This window comes from Streptomyces sp. NPDC050535 (assembly GCF_044457665.1).
Taxonomy (GTDB): Bacteria; Actinomycetota; Actinomycetes; order Streptomycetales; family Streptomycetaceae; genus Streptomyces.
Map to the genome: position 1 here is coordinate 272,659 of NZ_JBITHE010000003.1, position 24,016 is coordinate 296,674.

Consider the following 24,016-nt stretch of genomic DNA (forward strand, 5'->3'; position numbering starts at 1 on the left):
AAACCCACACATGACGAATCCAGCCGAGAGCCTCGTCGATCTGCTCGACCTGGAGCAGATCGAGGTCAACATCTTCCGTGGGCGCAGCCCGCAGGAGTCACTGCAGCGGGTGTTCGGCGGCCAGGTGGCCGGCCAGGCGTTGGTCGCCGCCGGGCGCACCACGGAGGCCGGCCGGCCGGTGCACTCGCTGCACGCGTACTTCCTGCGCCCGGGGATCCCGGGCGTGCCGATCGTGTACCAGGTCGAACGGGTGCGGGACGGGCGGTCGTTCACCACCCGGCGCGTCACCGCCGTGCAGCAGGGCCGCACGATCTTCAATCTGACCGCCTCCTTTCACAGGCCTGAGGAAGGGAGCTTCGAGCACCAACTGCCGCCGGCCCGCGAAGTCCCCGATCCGGAATCACTGCCGACGTTGGCGCAGGAGATCAAGGCCCATCTGGGCGCGCTCCCCGAAGCGTTGGAGCGCATGGCCCGGCGTCAGCCCTTCGACATCCGCTATGTGGACCGGCTCCGCTGGACCCCAGAGGAGATCAAGGACGCCGAGCCGCGCAGTGCGGTGTGGATGCGCGCCGTCGGGCCGCTGGGCGACGACCCGCTCGTGCACACCTGCGCGCTGACGTACGCGAGTGACATGACGCTTTTGGACGCCGTCCGCATTCCGGTGGAACCGTTGTGGGGTCCGCGAGGTTTCGACATGGCCTCGCTGGATCACGCCATGTGGTTCCACCGGCCGTTCCGTGCGGACGAGTGGTTCCTGTACGACCAGGAGTCCCCGATCGCGACGGGCGGGCGTGGGCTGGCCCGCGGGCGCATCTACGATCTGGAGGGTCGACTGCTCGTCTCGGTCGTCCAGGAGGGCCTTTTCCGGGCGCTGTAAGGAATTGCTCGGCTGGTCAGGGGTTCCTGCGGCGCAGCCAGCCGAGCAACTTCCTTGGTCGCTCGGGCTCGTCGGTCATCGGCCGCTCCGGCGGGACGGCCGGCCCCGGCCGGGAGGCCGACGGCTGTGAGGCAGACATCCGCGCCGCGGGTGGCTGGACGGCAGGCGATTGGACGGCAGGCGGCTTTGAGCCGGTCAGACGTGACGCCGTCGGATGGGAATCGGTCGGCTGTGAGGCACTTGGCTCAGGGCTCGGGACAAGGCGCGGAGCAGGTCGCAGAGCGCGGGCTTCGGCGAGAAAGTGACCCAAGTCGGCCCGGAGCCAGCCGATCTCGTCGGGGTCGCCGGCGGTCATGATCCGTGAGGCGGTGTGCGCGGCCGGCGAGTCAGGTGCGCCATGGGAGGCGCGTTCGGGTCCGAGGCGGTTCACATACGCACGCTCGTACGGATCCCGGACGACCTCGGCGACCTGGACCGGGGCGAGCAGGGACGCCACAATCGCGGCCCGCTCCCAGGGGTCCTCGGTCTGTCGCAGCAGGAATCCCATGTGGCGCCCTCGCCAGTTACGGGGCCGGAGATCAAGGCCTTCGTTCAACTGGCCGCGGAATACTTCGGGTGTACGGCCGCTGAGCAGCCGGGCGTTGTCCTTGTCGGCCGCGAACTGCCGCAGCTCTTCTGCCAGATACAGCCACACGACCGCCCGGTAGCGGTTGAGGTAAAAACGTACCGGCACCACCAGACCCAGTCGGGCGAGGCGCGTGAACCTGGCGGTCGTCACGTCCATGAGGGCGGCTCCCTCTGTCGTGCCCACGGCCTTGACGCGATCCCGCAGAGTCTCGGGATGGCCGCTCTGGGAGCGCACCCGGTCGATCTCCGCGCGGGAGACCCGGCGTCCTCCTCCCCCTTCGTCGGGGAGAGTCCGGACGCACCCGAGTTGCACGGCGAGGTCGAACTCACCTCGCTTGAGGTCGAGTTCTCGTGCGGCACGGCTGAGCGCGAGGTGCGGTCGGCGGGTGCCTGTGTCTACTGGGCCCGTCGCAGAAGTGGCGGTGACCGCGATGCGAACCGCGGACTCGATGGTCTGCGAGTTGGCCGTGATGGTGTTGCCCGACATGGTGGCTCTCCCCCGTCGTACGAGTTGCTCGCGCTGACGTGCGCTTGCCTGGGAAAAACCGTAGCCGGTTCGGCGGATCTTGCGCCGAGCCTGTGGATAACTCGGGCCGCGACGCCGTATACGCAGGTCAGAGGTCTTCGCGGGGTGCGTTTCCCGGATGCCGCGCGTCCACGCCGAGATGCTCGCCGACGCGGTTCACGAGCAGGGTCATCTCGTACGCGACCTGGCCGATGTCGGCCTCCGCGTCGCTGAGGACACACAGACAGCTGCCGTCGCCCGCCGCGGTGACGAAAAGTACCGCGGCATCGAACTCGATCATCGTCTGGCGCACCTGGCCCGCTCCGAAGTGCCGGCCCGAGCCCTTGGCGAGGCTGTGCAGTCCTGACGAGACGGCCGCGAGATGTTCGGCGTCCTCCCGACGAAGGCCCGAACTCGCGCCCCTCACCAGCCCGTCATTGGACAGCACTAAAACGTGCCGTACATGTTCGACACGCTCCGTGAGGTCGTCCAGCAGCCAGCCGAGTCCCGTCTGCGCCATGATCCCGTCCCCCCGTGGTCTCTCCCCCTGGCAGGAGGATCTGACCAGCCAGCCTTCACCACAGCCGCTGCCCCGGCAAGGAGGATGGGGGCATGGCACAGAAGATGACCGATGAGCAATGGCGGGCGTTCGTCTCGCACGGAACCCGCACCGGAAAACTGTCGACCGTCCGGGCCGACGGAGGTCCGCACGTGACGCCGATCTGGTTTCTGCTGGACGGCGAGGACCTGGTCTTCAACACCGCGAAGGAGAGCGTCAAGGGACGGAATCTGGCCCGGGACGGGCGGGTCGCGTTGTGTGTGGACGACGACCGGCCACCCTTCGACTTCGTCGTGCTGGAAGGACGGGCAGAACTGTCGGAGGATCTCGACGAACTACGGCACTGGGCGGCTCGGATCGGCGCCCGGTACATGGGCGAGGAGCGCGCCGCGGAGTTCGGGGAGCGCAACGGGGTTCCCGGTGAACTCCTCGTACGCGTAAGGATCAGCAAGGTGCTGGCCTACGCCGCCGTGGCCGACTGAGACTCACGATCCGTACGCGGCCGGCCAAGCCCCACCCCGGGAGCCGAAGGCCGACGGGGCGGAGGGCCGGCAGAGGTCACCGTCGGCTGAGGCAACCGTGAGCGGCCTCAGCCGACGGAGTCGAGCAGCCGGGCGGTGTGGACCCGCCCGGCATGTTCGACAAGACGGATCAGCACCTCCTTCCCGGAGTCGCGGTCGCGGGCGTCGCAGAGCACCACGGGCGTGCCCTGGTCGAGATCGAGGGCACGGGACACATCCTGGGCACCGTAGGAACGGGCACCCGTGAAGCAGTTGACGGCCACCAGGAACGGGATGTGCCGGTGCTCGAAGTAGTCCACCGCGGGGAAACAGTCCTCGAGCCGCCGGGTGTCCGCGAGGACGACAGCGCCGAGGGCTCCCTGCGAGAGTTCGTCCCACAGGAACCAGAACCGGTCCTGGCCCGGGGTTCCGAAAAGGTAGAGCGAGAGACCTGACCTGATGGTGATGCGGCCGAAGTCCATGGCTACGGTCGTCGTGACCTTGTGGTCCACGCCCTCGGTGTCGTCCACCGACTGCCCAGCCTCGCTCAGCAGTTCCTCGGTACGCAGCGGCCTGATCTCACTGACCGCGCCGACCAGGGTGGTCTTGCCGACGCCGAATCCACCGGCGACCAGTATCTTCAATGCCAGGGACGTCATGTCGCCATCCGAGGCATCGGAGTTCTCGGGGCCCATCGATCACTTCTCTCGGGAGTGCCGGCAACGGTCGACGCGGGTACGTCCGTTCGGGATCCGGGCCGGTATGTCTGTGGAAGCGCGCCTGGTAGCTGCGCGGGTGCGCGGAGTCAGCATCATGACAACTTCGGTCCCCCTTCGAGGGAATGGACGCCAGTTGTCCATTGCGGCCCGCTCGCGCCCACCCGGTGTCCGAAGGTGTCGGCAAATGCGCGCAGGTCAGGTCGACTTGGTTCATCTACAGCGCCCTCAGTCCATCGATCACCTCGCGGAGAATCCGCTCGTCGGGAAGTTGGGCGGGCGGCACCGGGCGGCTCACCGTGACGCAGCCGAGTTCCAGGAGATCGCCCAGGAGCACCCTGACCACGCCCACCGGCAGGTCGGCGTCGGCGGAGAGTTCGGCCACCGACTGTGTCTCGGCACGGCACAGCTCGATCAGGGCCCGGTGTTCCGGTCCCAGTGAGGTGTCGTCGTCGGCGCCAGGTGCGGAGCCGTCGAGTGTGACAAGAGCAATCAGGTCGAAGCGCACGCCAGTGGGACCCGGTTCGGTGCGGCCACCCGTCATCGCGTAAGGGCGGACCAGAGGTCCGGCCTCGTTGTCGTACCACTGGCTGCCCTCCTGTGGAAGGGCGCGCTGCATGTCCTCGGTCATCTGCACCGACCGTCCTCGGTCATCCGGCTGCGGGCGGCTGCGCACCGACGCGCGCCGGCGTGTAGAGGTGTTCGCCGACCCGCTTGACCAGTAGCGCCATCTCGTACGCCACCAGGCCGATGTCGGCTGTCACGGCGGTGAGGACGGCGAGACACGACCCGTCGCCCGCGGCCGCCACGAACAGGAAACCGTCGTCCATCTCCACCAGGGTCTGGCGTACGCCGCCGGCACCGAAGTGCCGTCCAGCGCCCTTGGCCAGGCTGTGGAAGCCGGAGGCGACGGCCGCGAGGTGCTCGGCGTCCTCACGCCGCAGGTCGGTGGACGCGCCCACCGCGAGTCCGTCGTTCGACAGCACCACCGCGTGCCGCACCTCAGCCACGCGCAGTACCAGGTCGTCCAGCAGCCAGTCGAGTTCCCCGGACTGCTGGGCGGCCCTCATGCTCGGATCCTGGATCATGCGGGGTCTCCTTCGCTGCTGTCGCCGCCCGCTTCGGGCACGGCTGTGGCACGGCGGCCGGGTGACCTGCCGCTACCGCGCGCCCAGCCGTCGCGGTAGGCCGACATACGGTCCCGTACGAGTTCGGGGGTCCGCTGGTCGTCCGTCCGGTCGCCGGGCGTTGCCACCGGCTCCTCGGAGCGCTGTTCGCGCAGTTGGGGCGCGATACTCGCCTGCCGTACCCGCCGGGGGAGGTCGTCGGACTCCTCGGGGTCTTCGGGAGGCCGGTGCAGCCGCAACGTGGTGACTCCGGGGGGCGGCTTCTCGGGCGAACCGTTCGCCGGGGATTCGACGGCGGTCTGTACGGGGGGCACCAGCGCCGGCCGCTCGGTAACGGCCTGAACGGAGTCCTGCTCCGGGGCGGCCGACACGCGCGCGTACTCGCGTTCCGCGGGTTTCGCGGGGCCGGCCCTGCGGGGGGAACGTTCCGCCGTGCCGCCGTGCAGCAGGGGTGTGGGCAGCAGAACGACCGCGGTGGTACCGCCGTACGGCGAGGTCCGCAGGTGCACCTTGATGTCGTGCCGGGCCGCGAGCCTGCTGACCACGAAGAGGCCGAGCCGGTCGCTGTCGAAGAGGTCGAGCGTCTCGGACTGCTCGATCCGGCGGTTGGCCTCGGCGAGGGTCTCCTTGCCCATGCCGAGCCCGCGGTCCTCGACCTCCACGACGTAGCCGTTGCCGACGTGTTCGCCGCTGACCCGAACTCTGGTGTGCGGCGGCGAGAACTGCGCGGCGTTCTCGACGATCTCCGCCAGCAGGTGGGTGAGGTCGGCCACCGCGCCACCCGCCACCGATGCCTCGGGAAGTTGTCGCACCTCCACGCGCGCGTAGTCCTCGACTTCGGAGACGGCCGCGCGGACCACGTTCGTCAGGGAGACCGGCATCCGCCAGGCGCGGCCGGGTGCGGCTCCGGAGAGGATGATCAGGCTCTCCGCGTGGCGCCGCATCCGTGTGGTGAGGTGGTCGAGCCGGAACAGGTCGCTCAGCTCGTTCGGGTCGTCGGACCTGCGCTCCATGCTGTCCAGCAGGTTCAGCTGCCGGTGCACGAGAACCTGGCTGCGGCGGGCCAGGTTGACGAAGACCCCGGAGATTCCGCTGGCGAGTTCCGCGCGTTCGACGGCGGCGCGCAGGGCGGCGCGGTGCACGGTGCTCAGTGCCTCCGCGACCTGTCCGGCCTCGTCCTCCGCGGGCGGCCCCGGCGGGGCCTCCACCCGGACGTCGATCTCCTCTCCCGCGCGCAGTCTGCGCATGGCCTGCGGGAGTTTGCGGCGCGCGATCTCCAGAGCGCTGTTGCGCAGGCTCACCAGCTCGATGACGAGACCACGTCCGATGCGTACCGAGATGACAAGCGACGCGACGACGGCGGCGAGCCCGAACAGAACCGCGGCACCGGCCGGTGTGAGCACGCCGCGGGTGAACGGATCGGCCCGGTCCGCGACACCGCGGGCCGCGTTCTCCTCGATCGTCCGCATTCCGTTCTGCACGCGCGCGTGGGCGGTGTGCCAGTCCGCTTCCGGCGCGGCGGCGATCGCCCTGCCGCCGGGCTGGGCCGCGAGCACCTTGTCCTCGACGGCGCGCACGTCGCCGTACGCGCTCCCCGCCACGAGGTCGTCCCAGGCGGCTCGTTCGGGCCCGCTGAGATCCGACACGGCCGCGTCGGTCAGGGTACGGCGGGTTTCGACGGCCCCTGTGAAGAGCCGCAGTCGCTCGCCGTCGAGAGTCCTGGCAAGTCGGGCGCCGGTCAGCACCGCGTTCTCCTGGGCGAGCGCTTCCCCGGCCCGGGAGAATTCGAGCAGCACGCGTGCGTCCGAACCCAGATCGGCGTCCTGGATGCCGGTGAGCGCGCCGCCCACGGCGTAAGCCGTCGAGATGGTCCTGGTGTACGTCCCGTACGCCTTGTCCCACCCCGTACGGCGCTCCAGTACGGAAGCTCGCAGCAACCGCAGTTTCTCGGCTTCGGTGACGAAGGCTTCGAGGCGCGTGGCCACTCCGGCGGGGAGGTCCGCGCCGTCGGCGACAGTGCTGCGCTCGCCGAGTCGCAGCTTCGCCACCGCCCGGTCGGTGCGCCCGGACAGCTCCTTGAGGTCGCTCTCGCGCTCGGCGGCGGGGGCGGTCGCGTACCGGACGGCCGCCACGCGTTCGCTCTGCAGAGCGGCGACGGCGGCGTCGACCGGGCCTCGGACCGTGGAGTCCACACTCTGCAACTGCCTCAGCCGTGCGATGTCCTGGGCGGTCGTCACCGTGGCGTACGCCCACAGGGCGAGCAGCGAGACGACCGGCACCATCAGGAGGCAGACGATCTTGGCCCGCACGGTGCGAGGGCGGATACGCCACGGTCCCGCGCGCGGGGGTGTCTCCGGTGGCACCCCGGTGACGGTCTCGTCGGTGTCCACGCGCTCGTCGGCCGGCCGGCCCGCGTGCGCGCGCCGTCCTCGTGCCGGAGGCCGGGGCGGCGGCTCGGCGCCGGTTATGGGGGTCCTACGGGGTGTACGCATGGCCTCCTCGCTCGGATGGTTCGGGTCCTGCCTGCCGGCCCTCATGGCACCGGCTTCGCCGTCAGCGGGCGACGCTCTCGACCGGCCGCTGGGCCGACGCGGACGCCTCGCGCTCACCGGCCGTCGGCGACAGCGCGACGAACGCGGACGTCAGGAACAGATAGGACCCGAGGCCGACAGCGAGCGGGAAGATGAACTGCATCGCGGTGGCCCCGGGCAGGGCGTCACCGGAGGGGCTGACTCGCACGCTCACCGCGATCATTCCGGTGTAGTGCATGCTGCTCACGGCCGCTCCCATGACGAGGGACGCGAGGGCGACCGCCACCGGGGCCTGGATGTTGAGTGCCGCCCACAGGGCCGCCGTCGCGGCGACCACGGCGATCACGACGGAGAGCCCGACGAGCGCCGGGTCGTAGTGCACGTCGCCGTGCAGCCGCAACGCGGCCATACCCAGGTAGTGCATGCTCGCGACGCCCAGCCCGGTGGTGAGCCCGCCGAGGACGAGGGCCCGACCCCGGTCGCGGCCGTAGCCGACGGCGAAGACGCCCGCGCCGACGACGACCATGGCGACGAGCAGGCTGACGATGGTCAACGGCACGTCGTAGCGCATCTCCGTACCGCTGACGCTGAAGCCCAGCATCGCCACGAAGTGCATAGTCCAGATGCCGGTGCCGATCGCCGAGGCGGCGGTGAGGAGCCAGTTGCGGCGCGACCGCCCGGTGGCGCCGAGCGCGCGGACGGTGCAGCGCAGCCCCAAGGCGGCGCCGATGCAGGCCATCGCGTACGACAGCACGGGGGTCAGCCAGCCGAAGGCGGCGTGGTCCAGGTGTCCCATGGCTCAGGGACGCTAGTCCGAGCAGGGGCGCCCAAAGGGGGCGCATTTCGAAAGGTGTTGCAATATGACGGAGAGGTGCAACTGAACGATCGCGGCCCGCTCGAACATGTGCGCCGGGTCACACTTCGTGTCGGTGAGGGATCATGCGGAACATGAGCGATCACCACACACATGTCCAGGAGTTCTTCGGGGCCCGCGCGGCCGACTGGGACACCCGGTTTCCCGACGACGCCCCCGCCTACACGGCCGCGGTCGCCGAGTCGGGGCTGCGCGAGGGCGACCGCGTTCTCGACGCGGGCTGTGGCACCGGGCGCGCCCTGCCGCCGCTGCGAGCGGTTGTGGGCCCCTCCGGAGTGGTCCTCGGGGCCGATCTGACTCCAGCCATGCTGGAGGCCGCCGTAAAGGCCGGCCGGGACCGCGACGGGCAGTTGCTGCTCGCCGACGTCGCCAGGCTGCCCCTGCGCACCGAGTCGCTGGACGCCGTGTTCGCGGCGGGACTCGTCGCCCACCTGCCGAACCCCGCGGAGAACCTGAGGGAGTTGGCCCGAATCGTACGGCCCGGCGGCACCCTGGCGCTTTTCCACCCGATCGGCCGGGCGGCGCTCGCGGCTCGCCAGGGCCGGCGGATCACTCCGGACGACCAGCGCGACGAGGCCAACCTCGGTCCTCTGCTGGCCGGCTCCGGCTGGGACATGACGTCGTACGTGGACGAGGACGCCCGATTCCTCGCCCTGGCCGCGCGCCGCCGCTGACAGCGCCTCAGGCGGCCTGTCCGGCGATCTCCGCCACGAAGGCGTCGGGGTTGTCGAACATGATGTTGTGCCCGGCCGCGGGGACGGTCACCACCCGCACCCCAGCGGCCTCCAGGCCTTCCCTGCCCGGGAGTTCGCCGCTCAGCTCACCCTGGAGACAGACGCGGTCCGCCGTCACGCCCAGGAGCATGTGCCGCATCGTAGGTCGCGTGCCCCGCGCGAGTCCGGTCGCCGTGCGGTGCAGCGCGCGCGGGTCGGCGAGGCGCATGGTGGCCGCCCAGGAGGGGCCGATCCTGTCGAGCACGCGCGCGTGGCCGCCGTTCTCGACGTAGTCGTCCTCCTCGTAGGAGGCGATGCCGCTGCTGCCCGCCTTGAGCGGCGGATACGGGTCGAGGTTCGCCTCCACGAGAACCAGTCGCGAGACGAGGTCGGGCCGCCGGTGGGCGAGCACGATGGCGACGGCGCCGCCCATGCTGTGCGCGACGAGTTCCGCCCCGGCGGCACGGCCGGCGTCCAGAGCCGCGGCCAGCGCGTCGGCGTGATCCTCCAGCGTGTAGCCGAAGTCCTGGGGCCTGTCGCTGATGCCGTGGCCGGGCAGATCGACGAACAGGGTTCGGCGGCCCGCCAGTTCGGGCCGGGCCGCGATGTGCGCGCTGTAGACCGTCGAAGTCGCCCCCAGTCCATGGACGTACACGCGCGCCGGTTCGGCACCCGCCGTCTCCGTCCAACGGATGTGGCTCCCCCTGCCGTCGAACTCGGCCTGCTTCATCACGCTCTCCCCTGTGCCGCTTCACCGTTTTCCGGTCTCCCGGGACAATACATCGATACCGATGTATCGACGAAGCGATGTATGCGCAGTGAGGTGCGGCAGAATGTGGGGATGCTCGAGCTGGCCATCCTCGGTTTCCTGTACGACACCCCACTGCACGGCTATGAGCTGCGCAAACGCATCACCGCACTGACCGGCCACGTGAAGCCCGTGGCCGAGGGCACGCTGTATCCCGCGATCAAGCGGCTGGAGACGGCCGGCCTGCTGGCGCGGGCGACACGGCCCGGATCCGTGGCAGCCCCGCGTCACGTCCTGACCCTCACCGAGGAGGGCGGTCGCGAGCTGCGTCACCGGCTCGCGGAACCGGCACAACGTGACATCACCGACGAGAACCGCTGGTTCACCGTGCTCGCCTTCCTCAGGCATCTGGAAGACCCGGGGGCACAGGCCGTCGTCCTGCGGCGCAGGCTCACCTTCCTGGAGGAGCCGGCGAGCTTCTTCTACGAAGGTGACAAGCCGCTGCGCGCCGAGGAGTTGGACGATCCCTTCCGACGCGGCATCCTCATCGTCGCGCGGGCCACCAGCAAGGCCGAACTGGCGTGGCTGCGGACCACGATCGACTCACTTGACGGGGGCGGCGGGTGAGTCGCCCGCCGGACACGGCGGGGACGCCCGGGTCGGCGACGCGACAGTCGTCCGCAGATCCCTTTTCACCGAGCTGACCCCCTTTTGCCGCCGAAGTTCCAACTCTACTTTGAGTAGCATTAGATGACCGGTGAGCGACGGCCCGCTCGGGCCGTCGCAGGGGGAAGGCGGCCAGATGTCCAGTATGTTCGGCAGACTGCGCAAAACATGGGCCGGGAAGACGTCCGAGCGGTCCGCGCGAGGGCAGGCCTCGACACGACGGCCGAAGAAGACCACGCACAACCTGTTCGAGGCGGCCGCGGCGTACGTGTCGGCGTGCGCGGAGGACGACCAGGACCAGATCGACGAGGCCGCGACCTGGGTGTCACCGGAGGCGCTTTCGTTCGGCGTGACCGAGCTGGCCTGCCGGGCGGTCATCGCCCTGGCGCGGGAGCGTGACGAGTCCCCTCAGACGGTGACCCGGACCCTGCTCGGGCTGCCCGCCGTGTGACGGGTGGGCGCCCAGGACGTCATTTCGCCCCTGTCCGGCCGGATAGCCGCAGCTCCACGTGTGCTGGGGTGCGCCAGGGGCTCGTGACAAGCGCCTCGCCGTCGCATTAGGGTGCGCCGACGGACGTAGCGATGGGGAGGCTGGGATGGCCGGGACGGACGATGATGCCATCGCCGCCGGGGACGACGACGCGCTGTTCGTGCTGACGGCGGTGCTGCTGACACCGGCGAAGTTCCCCAGTGTGCTGGGGGACGACTATCCGGCGGCCTGCGCGGAGCTCGATCTGGCGCCCCTGGCCGACGGGTACGGTCTCGTGATCGGCCAGGACAGCGAAGGCGCGCGGTGGACGGTCGTCATCGACGACGTCTCGCTGGTCGCCGTCGCCATCGCTTCCTGGGACTGCGGCATGGAACACGAACTGTCGCCGGACGAGCGCACGGTCATTTCCGCGCTGCCCGGCTGGCCACTTGCCGTGGCCGTCGCGGCCCCGGGGGTGCCGGCCCCGCACGACCCCGGTCCCGAGCTCACGGATCGGCCTCCGCTGCGCCCGCCGGACACCACCATCTGGGGCGCGGCTCAGCGTCGCCTCGGCGCCGACGAGATCGCTCTTCAGTGGGCGACCTGGCGGGAACAGATCAACGACGCGGATTTCGTGATGCCCGACGGTGAGGCCCAGGCGGAAGAAAATGCCTCCCGCGATCCTGCGAACAGGACCGAGCCGGACCTGAACGAGGTGGCACCGGTCGAAGGGGACCGGACCGTTGCGGACCAGACCGAGACCGCCGACACCGAGGAGCTCAGCGGCATCCGCCGGGTCCTGGCGGAACTGCGCTCCTACGTGGACACGCCACCCCCACTGGGCCGCGTCCGCTCGTCGTTCGCCACGAGCGACGCACGGACCTTGCGTGCCGACGGACCAGGCTGGTCCCTGGTCGCCAGGACCGACGACATCGCCTTCGTCCTCATCGACGAGGAGCCCGGAGAAGTCCTGCCCGTCGGCCGTGGTCCGGAGCTTCCCGGCCTCCTGGAAGCCCTCGACAAGATCGCGGTGCGCCCCAGCTGAACGGTCGCGCCACGCGATATCCCGTGACCCGGGCCTCATGAAGCCAGCGCGCCTGCTTCCAGACCGCTCGCGGCGTGGAACGCGGGTGCGGCGCCGTATGGGACGCCGCCGCACGGCTCGGCACGGGACGGCGGTGCAGCCCGGCCCGGGAAGCCAACGTGTGCCCGGCCTCGGGAACCGGGCACGCAACTCCGCTCGCGGACCCCGCCAATCCAATGGCCGGCCCGCGAGCGACGATGCTGCCGAACTCGGACGCGCTGAGCAAAGACGCGACGGCCGCGCCACCCGTCAGGGGCCCGTCAGCGGCCGATCTCCTTGCGCGTGACACGGCGCAGCCTGCGCCGCTGCGAGGGGTCCAGCGCCAGGTACGCCGCCGCCGGCACTCCCAGCACGATCAGGAAGGCGGCCCACCAGGGCAGCCAGATCAGCAGGATGAGCCCGACCGCCACACCCCCTGCGGCGATCTTCGCTTTCTTCGACATGTGTCGCCTCCTTCGCGGCTGCTGCCGCTCTCTGTTTTGAGAACGGGCCCGTGCCTCCCACGGTTCCGGACCGAGACCCTGAAAGGACCCTGAGGCCCTACCCCTAGCCAACCCTGAGAGGCTTCCCCGCCCTCGCGCGCGTGGCGCGGAACCTGCCGGCGACGACGACGAACCCGGTGTTCGCTGAGGGGATACCCAACTCTCGGCAGTACGCGCGCACCAGAGGCCGGCGAACCGTATTCCGCCGCCCTCCCCTGCCGCCCGGAGTGCTGTACCCTCGGCGACCGGCCCCCAGTAGTCAAACTTGAGGAATGCGTCATCTCTGTGCAGAGGATTCCTGCGGCAACTCCCGCCGAGATCGCTGAACTGGCCCGATGCAGTGCCGTGTTCGTACCCGCCGGTCCGTCCGGCACCGGCAGGGTCGCTTTCTGGCACCCGGACGGCGACGCTCCTCCCGTGGTGGCGTCCGGCTCCACCGAGGATCTGACCGTCGCCCTGCCCGCGGACGAGGACGGGGGTGTCGACCTCGTTACCTTGCCCGCCGTGTCGCTGCCCGTGCGGGCCGCTCTGCCGGTCCTCACGCGCGCGCGTGCCGCCGGGCGGGCACACCCGGCGGCCTCGTTCTGGGGCGCGGCCGCCGTGCTCGCCCTCCAGTTCGCCGCGCGCGGACTGCTGCTCCCCGGGCTGACCGCCGACGACCACGACACCTGGCGCGCGGGACCGCTACGGCCCGAGGACGTGGAGCGGCTCCGTGACCTGGCCGCCGCGATGCCGCCCCAGGCGCACGCGGTGCCGCTGGACGGCGACGGACCGTTGCGGCTGCCCGACCCGGAGCGGCTACTGCGGGCCTTCCTCGACTCGGTCGCCGACGCGCTGCCCCGCTCACCGGCGGCGGCGCTCGCGGCGGGCGGCCCGGCCTTCGCGGCGCGGGAGCCCCGGCACGTGCCCGAGCAGCGCCCCTGGGCCGCTGACATCGCCGCGGCGCACGACGCGGACGTACGGATCTCGGTGCGCGTCGAGGTACCGGGGCTCGCGTCGGCCGTGTCGGAGGAGAACCGGCTGCCGTTCCACGCGGTGCTCCAGGTGCACAGCGTGAGCGATCCGAGTCTCGTCGCGGACGCCTCCGCGGTCTGGGCCGGGACCTCGCCGTTCGGCCCCCGCGCGCGGATGGACGTCTTGCTCGCGCTGCGCCGCGCGGGCCGGGCCTGGGCCCCGCTGACTCCCCTGCTGTCCGCGGCCGTACCGGACTCCGTCGAACTCGCCGACGAGGACGTCACGGAGCTTCTCGGCGAAGGTGCCCGCGCGCTGGCGTTCGCGGGTATCGACGTGCACTGGCCGAAGGAGCTGGCGCGGAAGTTGACCGCACGCGCGGTCATCGGTCCGCCGGACGACGAGGGAGGTCCGGCCAAGACCTCGTCGGACGCGCCGTCCTTCCTGTCCGCGGACGCGCTCCTCGCCTTCAACTGGTGGTTCGCGCTGGGCGACCAGCAGCTCACCCGGCGGGAACTGGACCGGCTCGCCGAGGCGAACCGGCCCATGGTGCGGCTGCGCGACCAGTGGGTGCTGGTCGATCCGCGAGAGGTTCGCCGTGCTCAGGCACAGCAGGACCGCAAGGTCACTCCCATCGACGCGCTGAGCGCCGCCCTGACGGGCTCCACGGAGGTCGACGGCCTCCGGATCGACGTACGGCCCACTGGGTGGCTGGCGACGCTGCGAGAGCGATTGGCGGACCCTGAGGCGCAGGAGCCGGTCGGACAGCCCGCTGCGCTCACCGCGACGCTGCGGGACTACCAACTACGAGGGCTCGGCTGGCTCGCCCGGATGACCTCTCTGGGGCTGGGCGGCTGCCTCGCCGACGACATGGGTCTGGGCAAGACCATCACCCTGATCGCGCTGCATCTGCATCGGCAGACCGACGAGTCGGCCGCGGGCCCCACACTCGTGGTCTGTCCGGCCTCCCTGATGGGCAACTGGCAGCGCGAGATCGAGAGGTTCGCCCCCGGCACCCCCGTACGGCGTTTCCACGGCTCTCGGCGCAGACTGGAGAGCCTGGCCGACGGGGAGTTCGTGCTCACGACGTACGGCACGATGCGTCTGGACGCGCCACGGCTCGCCGAGGTGAGTTGGGGCATGGTCGTCGCGGACGAGGCCCAGCACATCAAGAACCCCTACTCGGCGACGGCACGAGCACTGCGCACGATCGGCGCACGCGCGCGGGTGGCGCTCACCGGCACACCGGTGGAGAACAACCTCTCCGAGCTGTGGGCGATCCTCGACTGGACGACTCCCGGCCTGCTCGGCAGGCTCGGCACGTTCCGTACGCGGTACGCCCAGGCCATCGAGGGCGGTCAGGATCCCGCGGCGGGCGAGAGGCTCGCCAAGCTCGTACGGCCGTTCCTGCTGCGTCGCCGTAAGTCGGACCCGGGGATCGCGCCCGAACTGCCGCCGAAGACCGAGACCGACCGCGCGGTGTCGCTCACCAGGGAGCAGGCGGGGCTGTACGAAGCCGTGGTGCGCGAGACCCTCGCCGAGATCTCGGGCGCGGACGGCATGGCGCGGCGCGGTCTGATCGTGAGACTGCTGACCGGGCTGAAGCAGATCTGCAACCACCCGGCGCAGTTCCTCAAGGAGGACCGGCCCAAGATCCCGGGCAGGTCCGGCAAGTTGGAGCTGCTCGACGAACTGCTCGACACCATCCTCTCCGAGGGAGCGAGTGTCCTCGTCTTCACGCAGTACGTGCGGATGGCGCGCCTCATGGAGAGTCACCTGGCGGCGCGCGGTGTGCCGACGCAGTTCCTGCACGGAGGGACACCCATCAGCGAGCGCGAGGCGATGGTGGACCGCTTCCAGGAAGGTGAGGTCCCGGTCTTCCTGTTGTCGTTGAAAGCCGCCGGTACGGGGCTGAACCTGACGCGCGCCGAGCATGTCGTGCACTACGACCGCTGGTGGAACCCCGCCGTCGAGGCACAGGCCACCGACCGCGCGTACCGCATCGGCCAGAGTCGGCCCGTGCAGGTGCACCGGTTCATCACGGAGGGCACCATCGAGGACCGGATCGCCGACATGCTGCGGCGCAAGCAGCGGTTGGCGGACGCGGTGCTCGGCGCCGGGGAGGCGGCGCTCACGGAGTTGACCGACGCGGAACTGGCCGACCTGGTGGAGCTGCGAGGGGGCGCACGATGACGGAGCACGACAAGGAGCGCACGTTCGGCGCCCTGCCGCCCGCGCAGGGGCGGGGTTTCGCGCAGACCTGGTGGGGCCGGGCCTGGTTGCAAGCCCTGGAGGACGCGGCGTTGGACTTGGAGCAGGTCAAGTCGGGCCGCAGGCTCGCCCGCGCGGGAGCGGTGGGCGCCGTCTCGGTGCGTCCGGGGCGCATCACGGCCGTCGTGCGGGACAGCGATGGCACCACACACCGGGCGGATGTGCTGCTTCAGGAGCTGTCCGCGGGCCAGTGGGACCGCTTTTTGGGCATGGCGGTCGAACGCGCCGGGCACATCGCCGCGCTCCTCGACCGCGACATGCCACCGCACCTGGTCGAGGACGCGGCGGCCGCCGGAGTCGAACTCCTGCCGGGACTCGGTGATCTGGAGGCGGAGTGCGACTGCGGCGCCTGGGACCACTGCGGGCACACCGCCGCGCTCTGTTACCAGGTGGCACGGTTGCTGGACCAGGACGCGTTCGTTCTGCTGCTGATGCGGGGGCGGGACGAACGCACGCTCGTGGAGGAGCTTCAGGCACGTAGCAGCGCACCCGTGCATGAGACGGCGGCAGTGTCGGATCCCCGTCCCGAGGGTGTGGACGCAGCCGAGGCCTACGCGGTCGGTGACATCCTTCCGCCGTTGCCGGCCCTTCCCGCGCTGCCGGAAGAGCCCGGGCAGCCGCCTTCCCTGGACACGGAGACCGCCCCGGCATCCGGAGTCGACCCGGCCGCCCTGGAGTATGTCGCGGCCGTGACCGCGAACGAGGCGTACCGGTTGCTTGCCGAGGCGCTCCGTTCCGGGCACGGACAGCGGGCGGTCGAGGCGGAGTTGACGCTCTCCCAGGACGCGGTCCGGATGGCGGCCTATCGGCCGGAGGAGGCGATGTTCCAGCGGCTCGCCGAAGGTTCGGGACGCGGCCGTGAGGAGCTGGAACTCGCTGTACGGGCCTGGCGGTACGGAGGTGCGGCCGCGCTGGCCGTCCTCGAGGACGAGTGGACCGTCGAGGGAGAGTCGCTGGCACGCGCGCGTGCCGCGCTGGAGTCGGCCTGGGACAAGGACGAGCGGCCCCGGCTGGGTGTCGTACACAACCGCTGGACCGCGGTCGGCGCGTCGAGTCAGCTTCGGTTGGGGCGCGACAGCCGGTGGTGGCCGTATCGCAAGGAGGGCGGCCGATGGCGCCCGGCCGGACCGGCGGTCGGGGACCCCGCAACGGCTCTGGCCATGGCGGAGGGCGATCCCAGCGGCGACCCGACGAGTGGTTGACGCACCGCGTTCACCTCGGGGCCACGCGACGTTGGGTACCGGGGCGAACTCTTGCCACTGTCAACGAACTTGTGCTCCAGGAGGCCAGATGTCCCCGAACGCCGTCAGCAGGCGCCGCGTCCGCCGATCCGTCGCCGCGGGCCTGCCGCTCGCCGTGGTGGCCGCCCTTGTGGTGACCGGTACGGCGAACGCGGAGGGCCACCGGTCGCAGGCACGGGTGACGGCCACCGCGACACTCGGCGACATTCCGCTGGGCACGTTCAGCAACGCGCTGCTGCCCGGCACCGTGGCCGACGACCGAGGCGTGGACCTCGGCGGGATCGGCAGCGACATCTACCCTGCCGGGCGCAAGGGTGAGTTCTGGACCATCACCGACCGCGGGCCCAACGGCCAGATCAAGGCGGACGGCACGAAGCGCCGCACGTTCCCGGTGGCCGGCTTCGACCCGGCGATCGTGAAGATCCGGGTGTCCGGTGACACCGTGAAGGTGCTCGACTCGATCCCGATCACCACATCCCATGGAAAGGCCGTCACCGGCCTCTCCAACCAGGCGGGGCGCGACGAGGCGCCGTACACCTATGACGCGCAGACCCCGCTTTCGTACAACCCGAACGGTGTCGACACCGAGGGCATTGTGCGGGCCGCTGACGGCACGTTCTGGCTGGTCGACGAGTACGGTCCGTCGCTGCTCCACGTCTCCGCGCGCGGGAAGGTGCTCACGCGCTACGTGCCCAGGGGACTGAACCTCAAGGGCGCGGACTACCCGGTGGTCGAGGCGCTGCCCTCGGTCCTGCTGCACCGGAAGATCAACCGCGGCTTCGAAGGGCTCGCCCTGCTCCCCGGCGGTGACCTGGTGGTCGCGGTGCAGAGCCCGCTCTCCCTGCCCGACGGCGACACGGGAGACGCCTCGCTCACGACACGGCTGCTGCGCTTCTCGACGAAGAAGCGGGCCGTCACCGCCGAGTACGCGTACCGCTTCGACCCGGTGAACGTGGTCGACCCGAGCGAGGACGACACCTCCGAGCTGAAGATCTCCTCCGTGGTGGCCGTCGGACGCGACCAGCTGCTCGTGGAGGAGCGCACCGACAAGGCGGCGCGTCTCCAGACGGTCAAGCTCACCAGCAGTGCGAACATCCTCGGCAGCCGGTGGGACAGGGACACGACGTCCCCCTCCCTGGAGCAGCTCGACGATCCGGCGGCCTCCGGCGTGCCGGTGCTGCGCAAGCGGCTGGTCGTGGACCTGGGCACGGTCGAAGGGGTGCCCGGCAAGATCGAGGGCGTCGCGCGCGTGGACGACAGGACGCTTGCCCTCATCAACGACAACGACTTCGGGATGACCGACGGGACGGGCGCGTTCGACGCGCAGGGCCGGCTGGTGGACAGCGGTATCGAGACGACCGTCACGTACGTGCGGCTGCCTCGCGGTATCTGACCCTCACTCCCTGGGACCCCATTCGGAATTCGGAGGGCACGCGTGCGTGAGCCGTGAACAACGGCCACGCGCGCGTGCCGTTCACGTCAGCGGCTCGGTGAGCTTGTGGCTACCGCCGCCGATGTCGGCGGCGAGGCTACAGGCGACGTTGTCTATCCCGACCTCGTAGCCGCCGGGGTCCGGGTACTGCACGAGGGTGCCGCGTACGGTGCCCGCGGGCTGCTGGGCCGCCTTGCGTTCCAGCGGGTCTTCGCAGAGGGCCGACGCGGCCTCCTTGAGTGCGGCCTCGGTCGGGTAACTGCCGTTCAGTTCGGCGACTTTCACGACTTCGGCGTCATGTGGTGTGCCGCAGGAGCGCTTGGCGGCCTGCCCGGGCAGGCTGTCGTTCGTGTTGAAACAATCGCCCGTCCTCAGCAGGTAGAACGGCACTTCGTCGTCCGCCAGGGTCGGGAAGAGCGACTCCAGGCCGCTCGGCAACTCGGAGGGCAGCGACGGCACCTCACTCGGAAACTCCGAGGGCAACGACGGCAGCTCACTGGGCAGTGCCGAAGGCAGTTCGCTGGGCAGCTCGGTCGGGATACTGAACGACGGCGAGGGCGAACGCGTGCTCCCGCCGCTCTCCGTGGGTGACTTCTTGTCCTGATCGGCATCGCCACTGGTGGCCACCAGCACGACGGTGACGATGACTCCGAGGCCCACGAGTACGGCGAGCAGGAGGAACAGCCTGTTGCGACGCTGCCCTCCCCGATGACCGCCGGGCCCGCCCGGTGAACCCGGAGGAGGCGGTGGCTGCCAGCCTCCCCCGCCCTGTCCCGGCGGCCAACTGCCGCTCTGGGTGGGTGGATCGTGATCGCCGAAGCCGCCTGGAGGCGGACCGTTGGCGCCGGAGCCTGCGGGTGGAGGCCCGTAGCCTCCTGACGACGGTGGACCGAAACCACCGCCGCCGTAGGGCGGTGGTCCTCCCGGCGGCCGAGGAGGCTGAGGCGGTAGGGGCGGCATGGCCATACCGTCAAGAGTCGCCTCGAACCGGTCACCGCGCGACCCCCGCGCGGAAGTTGATACGGACTCATGCCATGGATGGCACGATTCCGGTGAATTTGCCGCGAAGATCAGCGCGGCCGCGTCGCCCTGCGGAAGGACGTCGGAAGGAGGTACGGGCCGGACCCGTAAGGGGCCCGCCCGTACCTCCCCCGTGGATCGGATCAGCCTCGCGCGCCCACGAGGTGGTCCATGGCCAGCTGATCCAGCCGCTCGAAGGCCATCCCGCGCGCGGCGGCAGCCTCCACATCGAAGTCCTCGAAGGACGCACGGTCTGCGAGCAGCCCCTTCAGGCCGTCCGCGGCGGTGGGCTGCGCCAGTTCGTCCAGGCGCGAAGCGCGCAGGGCGTCCTGCACCTCGGGGTCGGCACGGAAGGCTGCCGCACGCTCCTGCAGGATCAGGTAGTTGCGCATACAGCCCGCCGCCGAGGCCCACACGCCGTCGAGGTCCTCGGTCCTCGGCGGCTTGAAGTCGAAGTGCCTCGGCCCCGCGTAACCGGCGCTCTCCAGCAGGTCGACCAGCCAGAACGCGGAGCGCAGATCTCCCGCCCCGAAGCGCAGGTCCTGGTCGTACTTGATGCCGGACTGGCCGTTGAGGTCGATGTGGAAGAGCTTGCCCGCCCACAGGGCCTGCGCGATGCCGTGCGTGAAGTTCAGGCCGGCCATCTGCTCGTGGCCCACCTCGGGGTTGACGCCGTACAGCTCAGGACGCTCGAGTCGCTCGATGAACGCCAGGGCGTGTCCGACGGTGGGCAGCAGGATGTCGCCGCGCGGCTCGTTCGGCTTCGGCTCGATCGCGAACTTGAGGTCGTAACCCTGCGAGGTCACGTACTCGCCGAGGAGGTCGAAGGCCTCTTTCATGCGGTCCAGTGCGACGCGTACGTCCTTGGCGGCGCCTGACTCGGCACCCTCGCGGCCGCCCCAGGCGACGTACGTCCGGGCGCCCAGCTCGGCCGCCAGGTCGACGTTGCGGATCGTCTTGCGCAGCGCGTAACGACGTACGTCACGGTCGTTGGCGGTGAACGCGCCGTCCTTGAAGACGGGGTGCGTGAACAGGTTCGTGGTGGCCATCGGCACCTTCATGCCGGTCGCGTCGAGGGCCTGCCTGAACCGCTTGATGTGGGACTCGCGCTCGCTGTCCGAGGATCCGAAGGGGATCAGGTCATCATCGTGGAAGGTGACTCCGTGGGCACCGAGCTCGGCCAGGCGCTGCACCGACTCGACCGGGTCCAGGGCTCGCCGGGTGGCGTCGCCGAACGGGTCCCTTCCCTGCCAGCCGACGGTCCACAGGCCGAAGGTGAACCTGTCCTCGGGGGTGGGCTGGTAGTTCATGTCGCGGCTCCTTGCTTGCTCCGACTATTTCGTCATGGCGCTTAACAAATTAGTATGCGGAGGCATCCCTGGGAAGAGACAACGTGTCCCGAGGCAGGGACAAGGCGCGAGACCCGGGCCACAGTGGTCCGGAGCACCAGGAAACAGGCCGATCCCGCGGAGCCGCGGAAGAGGGAGAACCGATGTCAGCAGCCGAGGGTCCGCTCGTCGTCGGGGTGGACTCGTCCACCCAGTCCACCAAGGCCCTGGTCGTCGACGCGTCGACCGGACAGGTCGTGGCGAGCGGGCAGGCGCCGCACACCGTCACGTCCGGAGCGGGCCGCGAGAGTGACCCGAGGCAGTGGTGGGACGCGCTCTGCGAGGCGCTGCACCAGTGCGGCGACGCGGCGCGCGAAGCCGCGGCGGTGTCGATCGGTGGCCAGCAGCACGGCCTCGTCACACTCGACGCCCACGGCGAACCCGTACGCCCTGCCCTGCTGTGGAACGACGTGCGCTCGGCGCCGCAGGCCCGTCGGCTGGTGGAGGACCTGGGCGGCCCGAAGTCCTGGGCCGAGCGCACCGGCAGTGTGCCGGCCGCCTCCTTCACGGTCACGAAGTGGGCCTGGCTGGCCGAGAACGAACCTGACGCCGTCCGCGCGACCACATCCGTGCGCCTGCCCCACGACTACCTCACCGAACGGCTCACGGGCCAGGGCACCACCGACCGCTCGGACGCCTCCGGTACGGGCTGGTGGGCGTCGGGGACCGAGGCGTACGACGACGAGGTCCTCGCGCACGTCGGTCTCGACCCGGCCCTGCTCCCCCAGGTGATCCGGCCCGGCGAGGTCGCCGGAACCGTGCACTCCAAAGGAGGGCTGCCCTTTTCCAAGGGCACGCTGGTCGCCGCCGGTACAGGAGACAACGCCGCCGCCGCGCTCGGGCTCGGGCTCCGCCCCGGCACGCCGGTGCTGAGCCTGGGCACCTCGGGAACGGTGTACGCCGTCTCGACCCGGCGCTCCGCCGACCCGACCGGCACCGTGGCGGGCTTCGCCGACGCGCGCGGCGACTGGCTCCCGCTGGCGTGCACCCTGAACTGCACGCTCGCCGTCGACCGCGTCGCCGCGCTGCTGGGCCTGGACCGCGAGGCCGTCGATCCCAGCACAGGCGTGACGCTCCTCCCCTACCTGGACGGTGAGCGCACCCCGAACCTGCCGCACGCCTCGGGGCTGCTGCACGGTCTCCGGCACGACACGACCGGCGGCCAGCTGCTCCAGGCGGCCTATGACGGTGCCGTGCACTCCCTGCTGGGCGCCCTCGATCTGGTGCTCGACCCGGACGCCGACCGCTCCGCTCCGCTGCTGCTCATCGGAGGGGGTGCTCAGGGTGCGGCCTGGCAGCAGACCGTACGCCGCCTTTCGGGGCGGCCCGTGCAGGTACCCGAGGCCAGGGAACTGGTCGCGCTGGGGGCCGCCGCACAGGCCGCGGGCCTGCTGACCGGCGAGGACCCGGCCGCGGTCGCCCGTCGCTGGGACACGGCCCGCGGGCCCGTTCTCGATGCCGTGGAGCGGGACGAGGAGACGCTGGCGAGGATCTCCGGGGTACTCTCCGACGCGGCCCCGCTGCTGGAACGCGAATCGAACGGGAACTGACGCGAACAGCCTGGAGGGACGGGCCGCACAAGGACTGAGGGAGGCATGACCGCACCGCTGCACGAGGCCCATCCGACCGGTTCCGGCCGCCGCCTGCCCGACACCCAGCAGGGCATGCGCCGCCGCAACCTCTCCCGGGTCATGCACACCGTCAACGCCGAGGGGCCGCTGTCACGCGCCGGCGTCGCCTCACGCATCGGTCTGACACGGGCGGCCGTCTCGACGCTGGTGGACGAGCTGATCCGTTCGGGGCTTCTTCAGGAGCTGGGACCCGAGCGGCCGGGGCGGGTGGGGCGGCCCGGCTCGGCGCTCGCCGTCAGCGGTCACGGGCCGGCGGGGATCGGCGCGGAAGTCGGCGTCGACCATCTCGCGGTGTGCGCCGTCGATCTGCGCGGCGAGGTGCGGGCACGAGCGGTACGACACGGCACGAACCGCGGCAGGGCGCCCGGTCCCGTGATCGCGGAGCTGACCTCACTGGTCCGTCATGTCGTCGCCGAGGCGGAGCGGGAGGGGCTGTGGCCCGCGGGCCTCGCGGTCGCCGTGCCCGGTCTGGTGGCCCGGGACGCCCGGACCGTCGTCCGCGCCCCCAACCTCGAATGGCACGACACTGACCTCGGCGCGCTACTGCCCGGCGAGTTGCCGCTGACCGTGGACAACGAGGCCAACTTCGGCGGCCTCGCGGAACTCTGGCTCGGCGAGGGCACCCCGCGCGACTTCCTGCATGTGTCGGCGGAGATCGGCATCGGTGCGGCCGTGCTCGTGGACGGTCGGCTGCTGCGTGGAACGCGGGGTTTCGCGGGCGAGTTGGGGCATGTGCCGGTCCGGCCGGAGGGGCCGCCGTGCCCGTGCGGTGGACGCGGCTGCCTCGAGCAGTACGCCGGCGAGGAGGCCGTCCTGCGTGCCGCCGGGCTGGAACCGGGCGCGGACCGGGTGGGGCTGCTCGCCGAGCGCGCGGCCCAGGGTGACGCGGATGTACGACGGGCACTGCGTGGAGCCGGAACCGCGCTCGGCATCGCACTGACCGGGGCGGTCAATCTGCTGGATCCGGAGACCGTCGTGCTGGGCGGAGCGCTGTCCGGGCTCGCGCCATGGCTGCTGCCCACGCTGGAGCGTGAGTTGGCGCGGCGCACGGCGGGGCCCGCCTGTGCCGTGTCCGTATCGCGACTCGGGCCGGAGGGACCGCTGCTGGGTGCGGCCCACTCGGTGGTACGGGCCGTGCTCGACGATCCGGTGGCGGTGGCGGGGCGGCCCTAGCGGGTGAGCGACGTCGGTCGTGGCAAGCCCTTGGGGCGAGCGACAGGGCACAGGGCGGTCGTGGCGAGCCGCAGGGGGCGAACGGCGGGGCAAAGATCAGCCGTTGTCGAGCCGCAGCAGGCGAACGGCACAGCAGAGAACAGCCGTGACGAGCCGCAGAACGGCAGATGACAGTCGGAGCGGGGCGCGGCGAGCGAGCGGCGGCGGCCGGTCTCTGAGAACCGCCGCCAAGCGCCGCTGACCAACGTCTTGACACTCGGCTGACCCACGTCTGAACACTCGGCGCGAACGCGCGTCACAGACGCTGCCGCAGACGCCCGTTCCCCCTTTCGGGTGGCCGAGTTGTCCACAGGCCGGCTCCTGTCCACCGATTCGTGTCCGTCTCCTCTGCTCAACCGGCAAGCGCCGTACCGTGATTCACGCGAGGCGCA

General features: G+C 70.9%; 22 protein-coding genes. 11 read left to right on the forward strand and 11 right to left on the reverse strand.

Features of this window, described 5'->3' with window-relative positions; genetic code table 11:
- Positions 1–10: 10 nt before the first annotated feature.
- Positions 11–877 carry an acyl-CoA thioesterase gene (locus ACIBLC_RS09270; RefSeq protein ID WP_399210133.1) on the forward strand — a complete coding sequence of 289 codons (867 nt, stop codon included), beginning with the start codon at positions 11–13 and terminating at the stop codon, positions 875–877.
- A gap of 16 nt (positions 878–893) precedes the next feature.
- Here the strand turns inward: ACIBLC_RS09270 and ACIBLC_RS09275 are convergent, their stop codons facing one another.
- On the reverse strand, positions 894–1,991 hold the full coding sequence (locus ACIBLC_RS09275; RefSeq protein ID WP_399210134.1) for a DUF6397 family protein: 1,098 nt from the start codon (positions 1,989–1,991) through the stop codon (positions 894–896).
- Positions 1,992–2,118: 127 nt separating this feature from the next.
- A complete protein-coding gene (locus tag ACIBLC_RS09280; protein WP_399210135.1) occupies positions 2,119–2,529 on the reverse strand; it encodes a roadblock/LC7 domain-containing protein in 411 nt (136 codons plus the stop codon).
- A 92-nt stretch (positions 2,530–2,621) separates the two neighbouring features.
- Here ACIBLC_RS09280 and ACIBLC_RS09285 point away from each other — a divergent pair, with 92 nt between their 5' ends.
- A complete protein-coding gene (locus ACIBLC_RS09285) occupies positions 2,622–3,050 on the forward strand; it encodes a PPOX class F420-dependent oxidoreductase (RefSeq protein WP_399210136.1) in 429 nt (142 codons plus the stop codon).
- Between the two features lie 107 nt (positions 3,051–3,157).
- Here the strand turns inward: ACIBLC_RS09285 and ACIBLC_RS09290 are convergent, their stop codons facing one another.
- The 5 genes from ACIBLC_RS09290 to ACIBLC_RS09310 all read right to left on the reverse strand — a co-directional run bounded on the left by ACIBLC_RS09290 (position 3,158) and on the right by ACIBLC_RS09310 (position 8,238).
- Positions 3,158–3,763, reverse strand: a complete 606-nt coding sequence (locus ACIBLC_RS09290) for a GTP-binding protein (protein WP_399210137.1) — start codon at positions 3,761–3,763, stop codon at positions 3,158–3,160.
- 238 nt (positions 3,764–4,001) lie between these two features.
- Complete coding sequence (locus ACIBLC_RS09295) at positions 4,002–4,415, reverse strand: DUF742 domain-containing protein (RefSeq protein ID WP_399210138.1); 414 nt, start codon at positions 4,413–4,415, stop codon at positions 4,002–4,004.
- Positions 4,416–4,434: 19 nt separating this feature from the next.
- Positions 4,435–4,872, reverse strand: a complete 438-nt coding sequence (locus tag ACIBLC_RS09300; protein WP_399210139.1) for a roadblock/LC7 domain-containing protein — start codon at positions 4,870–4,872, stop codon at positions 4,435–4,437.
- The gene (locus ACIBLC_RS09305; RefSeq protein WP_399210140.1) at positions 4,869–7,403 is read right to left on the reverse strand and encodes a nitrate- and nitrite sensing domain-containing protein; all 2,535 of its coding nucleotides are present in this window, start codon (positions 7,401–7,403) and stop codon (positions 4,869–4,871) included. The genes ACIBLC_RS09300 and ACIBLC_RS09305 overlap by 4 nt, the downstream gene beginning before the upstream one ends.
- A gap of 61 nt (positions 7,404–7,464) precedes the next feature.
- Complete coding sequence (locus tag ACIBLC_RS09310; RefSeq protein WP_399210141.1) at positions 7,465–8,238, reverse strand: MHYT domain-containing protein; 774 nt, start codon at positions 8,236–8,238, stop codon at positions 7,465–7,467.
- Positions 8,239–8,390: 152 nt separating this feature from the next.
- Here ACIBLC_RS09310 and ACIBLC_RS09315 point away from each other — a divergent pair, with 152 nt between their 5' ends.
- Positions 8,391–8,990 (forward strand): class I SAM-dependent methyltransferase, encoded by a 600-nt coding sequence (locus ACIBLC_RS09315; RefSeq protein WP_399210142.1) that lies wholly within the window; start codon positions 8,391–8,393, stop codon positions 8,988–8,990.
- A gap of 7 nt (positions 8,991–8,997) precedes the next feature.
- On the opposite strand, the gene ACIBLC_RS09320 is transcribed toward ACIBLC_RS09315, so the two are convergent.
- Complete coding sequence (locus ACIBLC_RS09320; protein WP_399210143.1) at positions 8,998–9,759, reverse strand: alpha/beta fold hydrolase; 762 nt, start codon at positions 9,757–9,759, stop codon at positions 8,998–9,000.
- 111 nt (positions 9,760–9,870) lie between these two features.
- On the opposite strand from ACIBLC_RS09320, the gene ACIBLC_RS09325 reads away from it, so the two are divergent.
- From ACIBLC_RS09325 to ACIBLC_RS09335, 3 genes are all read left to right on the forward strand, one after another.
- Positions 9,871–10,404, forward strand: a complete 534-nt coding sequence (locus ACIBLC_RS09325; protein WP_399210144.1) for a PadR family transcriptional regulator — start codon at positions 9,871–9,873, stop codon at positions 10,402–10,404.
- A gap of 184 nt (positions 10,405–10,588) precedes the next feature.
- A complete protein-coding gene (locus ACIBLC_RS09330) occupies positions 10,589–10,894 on the forward strand; it encodes a hypothetical protein (RefSeq protein ID WP_399210446.1) in 306 nt (101 codons plus the stop codon).
- A 145-nt stretch (positions 10,895–11,039) separates the two neighbouring features.
- Positions 11,040–11,957: a hypothetical protein gene (locus ACIBLC_RS09335; RefSeq protein ID WP_399210145.1), complete on the forward strand. Its 918-nt coding sequence runs from the start codon at positions 11,040–11,042 to the stop codon at positions 11,955–11,957.
- 299 nt (positions 11,958–12,256) lie between these two features.
- Here the strand turns inward: ACIBLC_RS09335 and ACIBLC_RS09340 are convergent, their stop codons facing one another.
- A complete protein-coding gene (locus ACIBLC_RS09340) occupies positions 12,257–12,439 on the reverse strand; it encodes a hypothetical protein (protein ID WP_365440234.1) in 183 nt (60 codons plus the stop codon).
- 324 nt (positions 12,440–12,763) lie between these two features.
- Between ACIBLC_RS09340 and ACIBLC_RS09345 the strand changes: the two genes are divergently transcribed.
- The 3 genes from ACIBLC_RS09345 to ACIBLC_RS09355 all read left to right on the forward strand — a co-directional run bounded on the left by ACIBLC_RS09345 (position 12,764) and on the right by ACIBLC_RS09355 (position 18,334).
- Entirely contained in the window at positions 12,764–15,622 is a 2,859-nt protein-coding gene (locus tag ACIBLC_RS09345) for an SNF2-related protein (protein WP_399210146.1), read from the forward strand.
- Positions 15,619–16,902, forward strand: coding sequence for an SWF or SNF family helicase (locus ACIBLC_RS09350; protein ID WP_399210147.1), 1,284 nt, complete (start codon positions 15,619–15,621; stop codon positions 16,900–16,902). Before ACIBLC_RS09345 ends, ACIBLC_RS09350 begins: the two co-directional genes overlap by 4 nt.
- Positions 16,903–16,990: 88 nt before the next feature.
- The gene (locus tag ACIBLC_RS09355) at positions 16,991–18,334 is read left to right on the forward strand and encodes an esterase-like activity of phytase family protein (RefSeq protein ID WP_399210148.1); all 1,344 of its coding nucleotides are present in this window, start codon (positions 16,991–16,993) and stop codon (positions 18,332–18,334) included.
- A gap of 81 nt (positions 18,335–18,415) precedes the next feature.
- Here the strand turns inward: ACIBLC_RS09355 and ACIBLC_RS09360 are convergent, their stop codons facing one another.
- Both ACIBLC_RS09360 and xylA read right to left on the reverse strand, forming a co-directional pair.
- On the reverse strand, positions 18,416–19,033 hold the full coding sequence (locus ACIBLC_RS09360; protein WP_399210149.1) for a hypothetical protein: 618 nt from the start codon (positions 19,031–19,033) through the stop codon (positions 18,416–18,418).
- Between the two features lie 503 nt (positions 19,034–19,536).
- Positions 19,537–20,703: a xylose isomerase gene (gene xylA, locus ACIBLC_RS09365; protein ID WP_399210150.1), complete on the reverse strand. Its 1,167-nt coding sequence runs from the start codon at positions 20,701–20,703 to the stop codon at positions 19,537–19,539.
- A gap of 182 nt (positions 20,704–20,885) precedes the next feature.
- Here xylA and xylB point away from each other — a divergent pair, with 182 nt between their 5' ends.
- Together xylB and ACIBLC_RS09375 are read left to right on the forward strand one after the other, a co-directional pair.
- Positions 20,886–22,331: a xylulokinase gene (xylB, locus tag ACIBLC_RS09370; RefSeq protein WP_399210151.1), complete on the forward strand. Its 1,446-nt coding sequence runs from the start codon at positions 20,886–20,888 to the stop codon at positions 22,329–22,331.
- A gap of 45 nt (positions 22,332–22,376) precedes the next feature.
- Positions 22,377–23,585 carry an ROK family protein gene (locus ACIBLC_RS09375; RefSeq protein ID WP_399210152.1) on the forward strand — a complete coding sequence of 403 codons (1,209 nt, stop codon included), beginning with the start codon at positions 22,377–22,379 and terminating at the stop codon, positions 23,583–23,585.
- The last annotated feature ends 431 nt before the right edge of the window (positions 23,586–24,016 follow it).